The organism is Flavitalea plasmicola (assembly GCF_030546645.1).
In the GTDB taxonomy this organism is placed as follows: Bacteria; Bacteroidota; Bacteroidia; order Chitinophagales; family Chitinophagaceae; genus Puia.
The window spans coordinates 867,014-880,568 of record NZ_JAUOTO010000001.1 but is presented as its reverse complement, the minus strand read 5'-3'; the positions used below and the strand labels follow the sequence as shown (position 1 = coordinate 880,568).

General features: G+C 46.0%; 12 protein-coding genes. 2 read left to right on the top strand and 10 right to left on the bottom strand.

What is annotated here, in order from left to right; translation table 11 throughout:
* Nucleotides 1-276: 276 nt before the first annotated feature.
* The 6 genes from Q4E93_RS03470 to Q4E93_RS03445 all read right to left on the bottom strand — a co-directional run bounded on the left by Q4E93_RS03470 (nt 277) and on the right by Q4E93_RS03445 (nt 5,433).
* Complete coding sequence (locus tag Q4E93_RS03470; protein ID WP_303582700.1) at nt 277-1,149, bottom strand: RNA polymerase sigma factor; 873 nt, start codon at nt 1,147-1,149, stop codon at nt 277-279.
* A 58-nt stretch (nt 1,150-1,207) separates the two neighbouring features.
* Nucleotides 1,208-1,957 (bottom strand): SDR family oxidoreductase, encoded by a 750-nt coding sequence (locus tag Q4E93_RS03465; RefSeq protein WP_303582699.1) that lies wholly within the window; start codon nt 1,955-1,957, stop codon nt 1,208-1,210.
* A gap of 806 nt (nt 1,958-2,763) precedes the next feature.
* Nucleotides 2,764-3,183 carry a nuclear transport factor 2 family protein gene (locus Q4E93_RS03460; protein WP_303582698.1) on the bottom strand — a complete coding sequence of 140 codons (420 nt, stop codon included), beginning with the start codon at nt 3,181-3,183 and terminating at the stop codon, nt 2,764-2,766.
* A gap of 47 nt (nt 3,184-3,230) precedes the next feature.
* Nucleotides 3,231-4,088, bottom strand: a complete 858-nt coding sequence (locus tag Q4E93_RS03455) for an SDR family oxidoreductase (RefSeq protein WP_303582697.1) — start codon at nt 4,086-4,088, stop codon at nt 3,231-3,233.
* Nucleotides 4,089-4,190: 102 nt separating this feature from the next.
* A complete protein-coding gene (locus Q4E93_RS03450; protein WP_303582696.1) occupies nt 4,191-4,769 on the bottom strand; it encodes a Crp/Fnr family transcriptional regulator in 579 nt (192 codons plus the stop codon).
* 49 nt (nt 4,770-4,818) lie between these two features.
* On the bottom strand, nt 4,819-5,433 hold the full coding sequence (locus Q4E93_RS03445) for a TetR/AcrR family transcriptional regulator (RefSeq protein WP_303582695.1): 615 nt from the start codon (nt 5,431-5,433) through the stop codon (nt 4,819-4,821).
* 163 nt (nt 5,434-5,596) lie between these two features.
* Between Q4E93_RS03445 and Q4E93_RS03440 the strand changes: the two genes are divergently transcribed.
* Nucleotides 5,597-6,148, top strand: a complete 552-nt coding sequence (locus Q4E93_RS03440) for a cupin domain-containing protein (protein WP_303582694.1) — start codon at nt 5,597-5,599, stop codon at nt 6,146-6,148.
* A gap of 202 nt (nt 6,149-6,350) precedes the next feature.
* Nucleotides 6,351-8,801 (top strand): ABC transporter permease, encoded by a 2,451-nt coding sequence (locus Q4E93_RS03435; protein WP_303582693.1) that lies wholly within the window; start codon nt 6,351-6,353, stop codon nt 8,799-8,801.
* 284 nt (nt 8,802-9,085) lie between these two features.
* On the opposite strand, the gene Q4E93_RS03430 is transcribed toward Q4E93_RS03435, so the two are convergent.
* From Q4E93_RS03430 to Q4E93_RS03415, 4 genes are all read right to left on the bottom strand, one after another.
* A complete protein-coding gene (locus tag Q4E93_RS03430; protein ID WP_303582692.1) occupies nt 9,086-9,667 on the bottom strand; it encodes a class I SAM-dependent methyltransferase in 582 nt (193 codons plus the stop codon).
* A 90-nt stretch (nt 9,668-9,757) separates the two neighbouring features.
* Entirely contained in the window at nt 9,758-10,330 is a 573-nt protein-coding gene (locus Q4E93_RS03425) for a carboxymuconolactone decarboxylase family protein (RefSeq protein ID WP_303582691.1), read from the bottom strand.
* A 12-nt stretch (nt 10,331-10,342) separates the two neighbouring features.
* Nucleotides 10,343-10,906, bottom strand: coding sequence for a carboxymuconolactone decarboxylase family protein (locus Q4E93_RS03420; protein ID WP_303582690.1), 564 nt, complete (start codon nt 10,904-10,906; stop codon nt 10,343-10,345).
* A gap of 81 nt (nt 10,907-10,987) precedes the next feature.
* Complete coding sequence (locus Q4E93_RS03415; protein WP_303583234.1) at nt 10,988-13,384, bottom strand: ABC transporter permease; 2,397 nt, start codon at nt 13,382-13,384, stop codon at nt 10,988-10,990.
* Nucleotides 13,385-13,555: the final 171 nt, after the last annotated feature.

Below are 13,555 nucleotides of genomic sequence, written 5' to 3'. Positions count from 1 at the left end.
TCAATGCGTTTCAACCGCCGCCAAAATATCCCGACCAAGCTCCGGACAACCTTCTCAATATCATAATGCTCAAATATTCATTCATGGATAATTGATAAAAAAACGAACTACCCTAGCCCGCATTATCATTCGCGTGCCTTATGAACAATAACAACCTTGCTACAAAACCCCATTATCAGCGAAGGCGACAGAAGCCCGTTCCTTTCCATAAAAATCCTCTGGCTCAAGGAATCTTGCACAAAATCTCGTACAGGGCATGCCCTTTTTGTCCGCCGTTTATGAAGTTAGAATTAGTTTTATCAGGTCGTTGCTGAAAATTTCGTCAACTATTTTTGTTGAAGTCAAGGGTTCTTGTAGTGGATGTTGTTGAAATATATTTTTATTCAAGTCTTCAATAGTATTGGTAATCGGAACTGCATTTTCCTGGGATAGTTCATATATCTTTTTCTTGTGTCGAGTATTAAATTTCAAATTTTGGGGGTCAACAATCCCTTCTTCTATATATGCTCTAGTTTTCTTAGCACACCTGCAAGGGTTAGATTTGTTCACTAATCCACATCTTTCATTCATCCAATTATAAAGATCTTGTCGTGCTCTCATAAGACGAATACGAAAGTTACCTGGCGTAATTCCTAAAATTTCTGAACCTAAATTATGGTTTATGTCAAACATCTCGCCAAGTATATAAATCATCCTTTGTTCTCTGTCCAGGCAGAGTAACATTCCTGCTGTACAGCTTATCCTTATCTCTTCAATAGTATCTGTTAGTTCCTCTTGTTCAGTTGTTGAAAGCTGATTTATTGGTATATTGTCAATGGTATTAAAATAATTTTCAAAATCAATTGTTCTCAACTCGGCTTTACTTTTTTTGGCATTTAGAAAATGATTTACTGTGATTCTATAAAGCCAAGTCCTGAACTTGCTTTTTCCTTCAAATTTTGTCAGTGCAGTAATCGATTTTATAAATACTTCTTGTGTCAAGTCTTCCGCATCTTCAACACTCTTAGTCATTTTTAGAGCAAGGTTATAAATGAATAGTTGGTGTCTTATGATTAGGTTTTGCAACGCTTTTCTGTCGCCGCCGATTGACAATTTTACCAAATCCGAATCTATTTGGTCTGTATAGTTAATCTGGAAAGGATTGTCCATTTATTTTTTGATGAGACTAACTGCACACTTTATTGTATGCAGTTAGTTATTTGGTAAATTATATTTGTCTTAAACCACCATCCACTGTTAATTCGTTACCAACAATATACGATGAATCGTCAGAAGCAAGGAACAAAACTGTCTTGGCAATTTCTTCTGGCTGTCCCCAACGTTTAACCGGAATTTGGTTTGTGATAGCTTCTCCTGCTGATTTTAAAACGTCTTCGGGTAAACCTATTTTCCCCCAAAGTGGCGTTCCTATTGCCCCTGGGCTAACTGCATTTACTCTTATACCCATGTCAACCAATTCAGCAGAAGCAACTCTAACCACAGAACGCAATGCAGCTTTACTTGCACTTAGTAAACTGCTTCCCCCAAATCCAATACTATTCAGCCAAGACGTTGTGACGATTACAGAAGCGTTTTTGTTTAAATAAGGAATAGCTTTTTGAAGTGTAAAATATGCACCTTTAAAATTCACACTGATCATTTCGTCAAAAAATGCTTCTGTTGTGTCTGCAATAGGGGCAAGTTTTGCTTGTGCTGCATTCACAAATAAAACGTCAATATTACCAAATTTAGATGCTACTTCCGAAAACAGCCTGTCTAAATCTGTTTGTTTGCAAACGTCTCCTTGAACTGCAAAACTATTAGAACCAAGTTCGGTTATAGCTTTGTCAAGGCTTTGTTTACCCCTTCCAAAAATTACAACTTTTGCACCGTTTGCGATAAACTCTTTGGCTGTCGCCAAACCAATACCGCTGCTGCCACCTGTTATTACGGTGACTTTGTTTTTTAATTTGTCCATTTTTTATAATGATTTAATGGCAACTCAATTGTTACCATTATTTGGACAAGTCAAAACATACCGTGTTACAAAACGCTATGAATATTTCGGAATATTGGTGAGGTAGGGAGAGGCCCCCACGCCGACCCCAAATCGAAATATTTTAACCTATCGGATAGCGCCCAGCATTTCTTATCTTCAATGCAAATAACACCTCATGGCTGGCTTAGGAGAATTAATTCGCTATCTAGTTTTCGGGCTTCTACTCTTTTCAGGAATTGTCTTCGGCATTTCTGCCCTTAAAGCAAGGTCCACTCGAAATCGAATCCTTTTCCTATGGAGTTGTATAACCTGTTTGTTATTCTTGTGGTTCATACAAGATGTTGGCAAACAGAACAATAGATGTGTTGCTTTAAAATATGTAGGCACTTACCTTTTGACCCATTATCCGAACTGTGATTCTTGCCGGGCTATTTTAGACGAGGACTCCTTCCATATAATAAATTTAAATGATTCCACAATAGCAAAAGGGGATTGGCACTTTGAAAGTGGGCAAGACTACCTAATCGTCTATTTGAATGGGAAAAAAGACGAATTAGGGTATGGGCGGTTTCAGTATAGTTATTTCATTGATTGGCATAATAAACGTCACAAATCCCCCGAGCTTGGACCATAGGTTGGCATATGAAAAATAGAAACATAATAAGCTGACTATCAACACCAATATTTCAACCGATGCCGGGGGCTCAATTCGATTCCCCCTACGCGGTACAAAAAGCCCCGATAAGGAGATCGGGGCATTTGTTTCATATCTCAATCATTCTATTCTATTTTCCTGACAGGTCGGCAACGCCATTGGGAAATGAGCTTTTAGCGACCTGCGCTAAATCAAGCGCTTCACGAAGCAGCACTATTTTCCCTTCCTTCGCCACGAGTCTTCCCATGTAATGTTGGTGATAAGGCCTGCCAGTAGTTGCAACGGTACACTCAACTTCGTATTCACCAAAAGCCTGTTCAGGTGTATCGATATGTATCCGGATGTTTTGAAATTGAAATCCCGGAAAAGTTTTGGGCAGGTTTTGCAAAAATTTGTAAAGCGTATCCTTGCCGCTCCACCGCCAAGGCAAGCCCAGGCTGCTGAGATAAGGTAGCTCAATCGCGGCATCATCTGAGAATAAGGCTATTGCTTCATCAGCGTTATTAATGTTTTGAAGGTAAGCCATCAATAGCTCTTTCGCTGTCTTCATATATTATTTTTTTACATTTATAGATTGAAGGTTGTTGGATTTACCACTTAGCCATTATATGCAGCTAACCATTTAGTTTTGATATCAGCCCGGGCCTTTATAAATTCTTTGTCTGTTCCCTGGGCTATGGCATCCAGTGGAAAACGCAGCGGACGACTGCCTTTTTTCATATTTATCAATTCCAGGACACCATCTGCGATGGTTTGCGGATCCATATTGAATTGCGCCATTTTGCCAAATAATGCAGCTCCCAAGGCATTGAATTTTTGTGTAGCCGCTTCGCCGTATTCGGCTACGATACCTTCTTTGTCTGCATTCAGTCCAGCTTTAGATCCATTGGTCATTTCTGTTGGATACACTCCGGGCTGGATACTCACATTTTCAATGCCATAATCAGCCAGTTCTTCCTGTATGCCTTCGGTAATACTTTCCACCGCAAATTTGGAAGCCATGTAAGGGATCATAAAGGGCAAAGTGTGCCCGCTGGCGCCGGTGGTGATATTGATGATCAAGCCATTCTTAGCCGCTCGCATAGAAGGCAGCACGGCTTCATAAGTGCGCAACACGCCGTAAAAATTCACTTCAAACATTTTGCGAATCTGTTCCAGCGTATAGCCCTCCAGTAAACCAAAGCCAGAAACTGCGGCATTATTGATAAGTACATCAACGCTGCCATATTTCGCCAGTACTTTGTTGAATGCAGCGTTCACGGATTCGTCGCTGGTTACGTCTATTTCCACTACCTCTACATTGGGTAAGATCGATAGTTCCTGCGCGGCAGCAGCATTCTTTCCATTTACATTGCGCATCCCGGCAATTACCGTATGACCGGCGTTAGCTAATGAAATGGTGGTGAGCTTTCCAAAACCAGTACTGGTGCCTGTAATAAAAATTGTCTTTGACATGATTGTAATTCTTTTATTGTTTTTGATAACACAAAGTTGATACAACCATACCGCCTGCTGAATGAGGTAAGACAATAAATAAATTGATCTATATCAAGCGAATTACCTTCTTGCTATGGCATTTCTGATGCGGCTAAGGGTTTCAGGCTTAATGCCCAGGTACGAAGCAATCATGGCCTGAGGGATACGCACAGCAAAGTCAGCATACTTTTGGATGAATTCCAGGTATTTTTCCTCCGCGGTTTTGCTAATGCTGGACAAAACTCGGTTTTGGTTAACATTGAGGCTCTTCGAAATAATCGTATGTACCATGTCCCTGAAAGCCGGGACCTTAGAACAAATCATTTCAAAGTTTGGGTCGGTAAACAATATCACTTCACTGTCTTCGATCGCATCTATGTTCAACCGGGATGGCGTCTGGCTCAGCAAGCTTTCTCTGTCGCCGATCCACCAATTCTCTATTCCGAAATATATAATATGTTCGACTCCTTTATCATCCACCGCGTACGTACGCATGCATCCCCTGGTAATGAAGGCATGATATTTCCATACATCACCCTCTTGAAGTAAGTATTGCTTTTTTCTTAATTTTTTCAGAATTGAAACGGAGCGAATCAATTCTTTTTCGTCATTGTTCAATTGAATTTTTCGATCAAGGTATTCCTGGAAGGTATCGTACACGTTTTTTTTATAAAATTAGATAAAAAGAACGTTTTAACGAGATTGGTTCTTATTTCCCTTTTCTAAAATCATCAACCTGCTTCTTCCCTTCAACTGTGGCGTAGGGAAACAGCACCTCTCCCAATAAATTAAGGTAGTGAGCGATGGTTTGCTCAAGCGTCCAATTCGCATAGCTGATGCGTGCCTCGGATATCCAAAACCTTGAAATAAGGGTGATATGCGAAACGACCAACTCGACATGATCAGCGATAAGTGAGGTTGACAGGCAGTTATTTTTTATCATGGATGTTATATGGCTCCGCAGTGCCTCTCTTCTCCTTGCGTCGGTGGCCGCGTAATTGCCTGCAAATGATGGGTGCCTCGAAACCAGGTGCACAAAACTCAATAACAAACATCGGTATTGATACTGGTTATTAAATAGTTGCCTGTACATCGATAAAAAACTCGTAATACTGCTGCAATCAGCCTCGATGGTTTTGCTGTTCAGATCACGGAGGCGATTTATTATTTCAATCACCAGGTCATCTTTGGTTGCAAAATAGTAGGTGACATTCCCGACACGCATCTTTAGATCCGCCGCCAGCTCGCGCATTCCCACGTATTCTATGCCGTTTTCATTAAACAATTCCAATGCCCTGGAAACAAGCTTTTCTTTAGTTGACATAAATTTTTAAAACAAATTAGGACAATGTCCTAATTTAGCATATCTTTATCGTATAGGCAAATTTACCTTAAAACTTACACCATATGACGCTGCGTCCACCATCGTTGTGATAAGCAAGGCGGAACCCTCAAAATAAATCCCCAAAAACTCTAAATTTAAATCAATGAATCAATTTCCTAAAACGATTGAAAACGGTATTGGTGAAAAGATAGTTTTCAAAGAATTAGTGCGCGAGCCAGATGGGGACAGGCTGATCCTTCATGGTTGGGTACAGCCAAAAAGCGGTCCGCCGATGCATGTTCATTATAAACAGGACGAAAGTATTACCGTAAAAAAGGGGCAGATAAGTTACCAGGTATTGGGAGGGCCAGAACAATTGGCGCGGGAAGGCGAAAGCGTGATGTTTACCAGAGGTACGCCACACCGTTTTTGGAACAGTGGTACCGACGTGGCACAAGTAGAGGGATGGGCAAAACCTGCCAATAACCTCCAGTTTTTTTTATCGGCGATCTATGAAGCTCAAAATCGCTCGGGCAAGGGGCAACCTGAACAATTTGACGGCGCTTATCTGTTAACCCGCTATAGAAGTGAATATGCGATGCTCGAAATACCTGGTTTTGTTCGGAAGGTGATCTTTCCCTTAACCTATGTTATCGGGCGACTATCGGGTAAGTACAACAAGTTTAAGGATGCACCTGCGCCCTTACCAAGGTAAGGATAAAGTCGGTCGTCTACTAAAAGGTGATCCACCCATGTGAACGAATCCGTATGGCGGAGTATCATAATCGAACATAATGCATGAGTAGCATTCAAGAAAGTTGGTGATATCCAATCAATTGTTTAATTGGCATTGAATTGGTGGCCAACTTCCTGGTTCCATGATATTCACCACGAGTAAGTACTCAAAACCGCGGATTATGTTCAAAAGCTATTTTACGCTCGCAATTCGTAATCTGAAAAAGCAAAAGATCTTTGTCGCTATCAATGTCGCTGGCCTCGCCGTTGGCATTGCATGTTTCAGTCTCCTGATCCTTTTTGTGACCAACGAGCGGAGTTTTGACCGTTTTAATAAAAACGCCAACCGAATATACAGGCTCTATGCGAAATGGGACCCCTCGCTGGCGTCGGACGACCCCAACACTGTCTACACCGACTATGCCAATCTTGCCGGTGAACCACTCGGCGCGGCGATGAAAAGGAGTCTTCCGGATGTCGAGCAAACCGCCCAGCTGCAATTGCCCTGGGGTGACAACCTGGTGCGTGCCGGGAACCAGGTATTACGGGCAGAAGTCGGTTTTGCGGAAGCCAGCCTGTTCTACATCTTCGATTTTCCGTTGAAATATGGGGCAAAAGCGCATGCCCTGCAAGGACTGAACGACATCGTTCTCACCGAGAGCCGCGCAAGAGAATTGTTCGGCGGCAACGACAACGTAACAGGAGAGGTGATCAACATTAAATTGGGTCCAAACTGGTATCCCTTTACCATCAGCGGCGTCGCTTACGACCCTCCGCCTAATTCGACGATCCGCTTTGATGTGCTGGCGAATATCGAATTCTATCGGACAAAGGGAGAACATGCCTTTGATATCGGAAGGAACTGGCATCCGACGGTCGACCAGACCTATGTGCTTCTCCGGCCAGGTAGCCACCTTGCCGATCATCGCGAGATGCTGGATCGCTTTATGCGAAATTACTCCCCAATGGAAAATTTCGGGGATCTTGCCAAGACCTGGAAGAAGAAGGAGTATCCGGTGGCGATCCATTTTCAGCCGTTGCTTTCCATTCACACCGATAGCTGGTTCCATGGATACGCTTTTACCGACTACGAAAAGATCGATCCCGCTACTCTTTGGATACTGCTGGCCATCGCTGCCGGCGTTCTACTGATAGCCTGCATCAATTTTACCACGTTGGCAGTCGGCCGGTCAGCAGCCCGCAGCAAGGAGGTCGGACTGAGAAAAGTAGTCGGAGCAAAGAAGCGTCAGATCATTGGGCAATTCCTGACAGAATCGGTGGTCCTATCGCTCGTCTCCGCGGTGCTTGGACTATGGTTGGCCTACCTGGCCCTGCCCTGGTTCAATCAATTGTCCGGTCGCGATCTGCATTTTTCGTTCAGGGCCTATCCAATCGAACTTTTGCTGATCTTCGTTGTCGCACTGATCGCCGGGATGCTGGCGGGAAGTTATCCGGCCCTCATCCTTTCCCGATTTAAAGCAGCGGCGGTATTCAAAGCGAACATCCGCATGGGGGGATCGAATCTTTTCACCAAATCGATGGTAACATTCCAGTTTGTGCTTTCCATAGTGCTGATCGTTTGTACGATCGTGATCATGCAGCAGTCTTCTTATATGATCAACAAAAGTCCGGGATTTGACAAAGAAAATGTGCTGGCGATCGATGCGGCCCAGACTGATCCTGGCAAATTGTTCCCTTTGTTCAGACAATCCATGCAAAATCAACCGGAAATTGTGGGAGTAACCAGCGCAGCCGCGGGTATGGGTGCGGGCAAAAATTTGCTTTCTTATCGGGATAAGGGCTTTGCGGCCGATGTTAACATTATCGATACTGGTTACCTCCGTGTCATGGGCATACGGCTGCTGGCCGGCAATAACCTTGACCCGGAACTGGTTGGCGACAGTATCAAAGGCATGCTGATCAACGAGACAACGATGCGTTCGCTGGGGTGGAACCTGCATAATGCGATTGGCAAGCAGATCGTTCCGTTTCAGGGCGGAATTGGCGTCATCAGGGGTGTGGTACAGAACTTTCACTACCGGCCTCTCGGCGAGTCTGTGCGCAATCAGGCCTTTATCAGCTCTGCGGATAAAGGGTACGTCAATTTCTATGTCCGCCTTCGCCCAGGCAATCCTTCCCGCGCCCTCGCTGGGATCGAGAAAACCTGGCATGCGCTGGTTCCGGATGTGCCGCTTCGATACAGTTTCCTGGATGACGATATCAACGGCTTCTATCGATCGGAAAGCAACTGGAGCCGCATCGTTGCATGGGCGGGCGGAATCTCGATCTTTCTGGCCTGCCTTGGACTGCTGGGGCTTGCTTCGCTGGCGGCCGCCAACCGGACAAAGGAGATAGGCATCCGTAAAGTACTTGGCGCTACAGAAGCAAGCGTCGTGCTGTTGGTGGCGAAAGGCTTTATTCAACTGGTGGCCCTTGCCTTTTTGATCGCGACGCCAGTGGCATGGTTGCTTATGCACCGATGGCTGGCAGACTATGCCGACCGAATTGGAATAAGCTGGGTGATCTTCGCGGCTGTCGGCCTTTGCACGGCACTGCTGGCGATGGCAGCCATCGGGCAGCAGGCGATCCGGGCGGCTTTGCTCCATCCCGTAACCGCCCTTCGATCGGAGTAACTATCGAGGATATGCCCGTTAAAAGCATTCCAGGCCTGCAAATCCCGGGAATAAGATTGACCCGCAACGAGATGAAAAGTCTCTTCCGTGATAACCCGTGTCCGGACGGATCGGATGGGATTGGCCCCTTCCCTCCCCCCTATTTCCCTGCATGCCCTGAGAGTTTTTCTTGCGTGGCGGGGATAGGAAATGGGTCAAAGGAATGTTGCGCGGATTAGGGGCCAGCAGGCAGTTACGCAACCCGGAATCCCTTACGAGGTAGCTTTTCTGTTATGCAGTGATTGCTAAATTTTAATGGAGTCGAAATAATAATTGCCGCCCTCGTCTTCAAATTCATCGATTATAGACAGGCCCGACGCAGCTGTCAACGCCCGGTATTTTTCTGCGCCAAGAGATATGGATGGTTGGTCTGTCATGATATCGTTCCAGGTATGTGCGATGCAGGTAGCAGTAAAGACAAATTTTCCGCCGGGTTTCAGCGCTGCTGACGCTTTGCTGATCACCACCATTTGCGCTTCCTCGGATAGAAGGAACATCAGTCCCACTGAAATTATTCCGTCAAATTGCCGGCCAAAGAAAGCAGACTCTTCCGCGGCCTCACAAGCAATGGGCAAATCCGGGAAGTTCTCATGAAAGGCGTTAGCCAAAGTCTGAGAAGCATCAATCCCATAGACTTTCATGCCAGCTTCCACTAATACCTTCGAAACGGGAATTCCAGTCCCACATCCGATGTCAAGAATGACCGAACCAGGCCGTAATGTCAGTGCCCATTTACGAACGGTTGATTTGCCGATGCCATTGACCGCTATGCCCCGACCTTTGAGGAAGCGTGAAGCAATGCCTTCGTAACCATTGGATTTGTCCATTATGGGCAGTTAATATTGGAAGTTAAATAGAAAACACGACAACAAAAAAGGCCGCCTCAATTACTTTTGAGGCGGCCTGATGAAGATGATTTACAAGCTTCTATTTTGAACAAGTCCGGCATATCTGTCCTCTGAAGGCAGGTAGCCTTTTTGCCGCAGGATGGCCCCCAGCCGATCGTAGAATGCCGGCTCATCGGGGGTGACGCTGGCGAGACCGTCTACATAACGATTATAGAGGCTGAAGAGCGCCGCCGTGAGAACCGTATCGTGCAGTTCCCGGTCAGTAGCACCTTGTTCCCGGGCGGCTTCGACCATTTCCGGCGTTACGAGGCGCCCACTTTTACCTACTGCTTTGGCGATGGTCAGGAGCGCTTTCATTTTTTCGCTTACATCAGCAGTAGTTATATCCGTTTTCACCTGTTCTGCCACCGAGGGATCGGGCAGGAAGGCATTGGCAGCGGCGGTATGGGCGGCAGTACAAAACCTGCATTCGTTGCCATGGCTGACAACGGTGGCGATAAGCTCGCGTTCACCCTCCGTGAGCGTGGATTCTCCACGAAGCAGGATGTGGGTGAGTTGGCGGATGGGTAACGCGGTATCGAGACGATAGTCGAGCAGGCCGGTGATCCCCGGCAGATTTTCATTTAATGGAATGTATGGCATGGGAGATGGATATTACTGTTGTGCGATCTTGAATGGTTTTGTGAGATAGCCTTCACTGGCTCTTTGTTTGCCGATGGCGTCGTAGATGGCCGGATCGTCCGGCGCCCAGGTGCCCAAACCATCCACATAGCGGTTGAAGAGACAGAAAGTGGCGGCGATCAGCACAGCGTCATGTATCTCTTTGTCTGTAGCGCCTTCCTTTCTGGCTGCATCAATATCCTCCGGCATAACGTTCCTGCCGCTTTGCTGCACCTTGGCGGCGATGTTCATCAGTGTCTTGAGCTTAGGGCTAATGTCGGCAGTAGCGGGGTCCTTTACCACGCCCTTTACCAATTCTCCATCGCCATTCAATTGGTACTTAGCGATAGCCCCATGCGCGTTGGCGCAGTATTTACATTCGTTGAGGCTGGATGTATAAGCGGCGATAAGCTCGCGTTCACCCGGAGTAAGGGTAGAAGTAGCGGGATCGTGCAAAAGTGTTTGCACCAGGTCGTTCAAGGGTTTGGCGGTAGCCGGACTGTACATAAACAGGCTGCGGATACCCGGGAATCCTTCAGGCAAGGCAATATATGACATGGAATGTTGTTTAGCTACAAGGTAAATAAAACTCCTTTTCGGCCCAAACAGATGCACTTTGATTCAATCTTTTATCAGGTGTCATCCTTCCGTCCGCAAACTCTTTACGGGGTTTGCAACCGCCGCCTTTATCGCCTGATAGCCGACAGTAAGCCACGCAATGACTTGAGCAATAAGCAGGGTGGATAGGAATATTCCCATTCCGATGTCTATCCGGTAAGCAAACTTTTGCAACCATTGATGCATGAAATAATAGGTGAGTGGACTTGCGATCAGGAAAGCCAGGCCGATAAGCACTGTAAATTCACGCGAGAGCAGGTAGACAATATTGATCCCGGATGCTCCCAAGACCTTCCGAATGCCGACTTCCCGGGTACGCTGTACGGCCATAAACGAAACAAAGCCATACAAGCCAAGACAGGAAATAAAAATCGCGATGCCGGCAAATATTTGATACAATTGCGACAGCCGCCTCTCCTGCCTGTACAGACCGGCGATCTTTTGGTCGAGAAACTGGTATTCATAGGTATAACCAGGGTAGGTATTGGTCCATATCCTTTCTATGGCTGCCAAAGTCTGCTTCACCTGCTGCGGCTGGATCTTTATATTGATCAACCGGTATAACGGTCTGTAAGAACCAAGCACTACCGGCTTCATTCCCACCTCAAGCGTTCTGCTGTTGAAATCCTTTACCACGCCCACCACCGGCGCGCTGATCGCTCCGTCCCAAAAAGTCAGTTTCCTGCCGATGATCTCTTCGGGGTTTGATAAGCCCAATTTTTTCACCATCATTTCATTTACCACAAATCCCGTGACGGAATCGGCCTGCTTATACGGCGCGCCCGTGATGAATTGGATATCATACGTTTTAAAGTAATCGGCGTCTGCCCATTTGAATTCGGCGTTGAAGTCAGCTTTTTTTGCGGCATTGTCAAAGGTAAAATCCCCATCCCAACTGGCTTTGTCAATTGGGGTAAAAGTGCTCAGGCTTACATCTTTTATCCCGGGCTGCTGGAGCAGCTGCCTTTTTAACACGTTGGCCCGAGAAAGGTGTGAAGTGTCGCCCGCAAGCGGCACCGTAACGATGGCCTCCTTATCGAAACCCATCGACGCATTTTCGAAAAAATTCATTTGGCTCACCACAACCAGCGTCCCCAGGATCAAAGCCTGTGCGATGGCAAATTGAAAAACGACCAAGACCCTTCTGATGGAGATCCCACCCGCAGTGCGGCTCGTTAATTTACTTTTCAGAACAATGGCGGGGTTCAATCCTGATAAAACCAGGGCAGGATAAAAGCCCGATAAAAATGTCACAACAATAACCAGACTGAACAAGAATGCAGCCAATGAAATACCGGGATCTATCTCCACTGACGTCTGCAAGAGACTATTGAGCAACGGCAATGCCCTGGATGCAAACAAGATGGCCAGCACGACGGAAAAAAGGGTAATAAGAAATGTCTCGTCTAAGAATTGAATGATCAACTGACCCTTGCTACTGCCCAAAACTTTCCGGACACCCACTTCCTTTGACCGCTGTACAGCCTGCGCGGTAGCGAGATTTATAAAGTTTATGCAGGCAATCACCAAAAGAAAAATGCCGACCAAACTTAAGGCGGTGATCAGTTTCTTGCTGAATGTGGCGCCACTATACGTTCCGAATCGACTGTCATAATGCATATCGGCCAACGGCTGTAATATATAGCCGTGGTTCGCATATTCGGCAGGCGTATGTTTTTTTACAAACGCCCTGAGCTCCTTATCGAACTGAGTTGCCGCGATATTTTCGGGAAGCACCAGGAAGGTGTTTAAAGATCCGTCCTGCCCCACCCAATCCGTTGGAAGATCCTCCTGCCTGGCGGTCTCAAAAGAAATGACCACCTTGAGCGGAAAATTAGTATTGGCAGGAACATTTTTTAAGACGCCTGTCACCTTACAAACGCCGATGGCTTCACATTTAATGAAACGGCCGATGGCCGCCCGCCAGTCGCCAAAATATTTCTCTGCTGTTTCTTGTGTTAGCACCGCCGTATTGGGTTCTGATAAAGCCGTCCTTGCGTCGCCGGCAAGGAAGGGGAAATTAAAGATGTCGAAAAATTCAGCCTCGGCATAAAATACCTTTTCCTTGAATTTCTTTTGCGTTGCCCTGGCGTCATCACCTGGTAAAGCCACCTCCTTATCGTCGCGGACATAGATCCGGGCGACGTGTTCGAGCTGCGGGTAGTCTATTCGCAAAGCTTGTGCGACGGGAAAGGCGCTTGCTTTTGAATAATTTATACCAGCCGGCGTTGTTGTCGCCGCTACCACCCTGTATATGCGTTCTTTGTTTGCATGGAAGTCATCAAAACCCGTTTCGTATTTGACCAATAAGAAAACAAGGAGGCAGGCGGCAATGCCTATGGCCAAGCCAACGGTATTAATGGCGACATAGGTTTTATGGCCCCGTAAATTTTGCCAGGCTGTTTTAAAGTGATTCATCAGCATGGCGAAAATGCTTCAACAAAAATGCCGATCATATATTCAATTGAACAACAATACAATAAGATGGGTGCAAAGTACGAAAGTGTTCGTTTTTGATACAACGGCTGTCTCAATTGACACAATGCTATTTGAGTAAACAGCCTATACAGGCATGAGTAAGATCAGGTC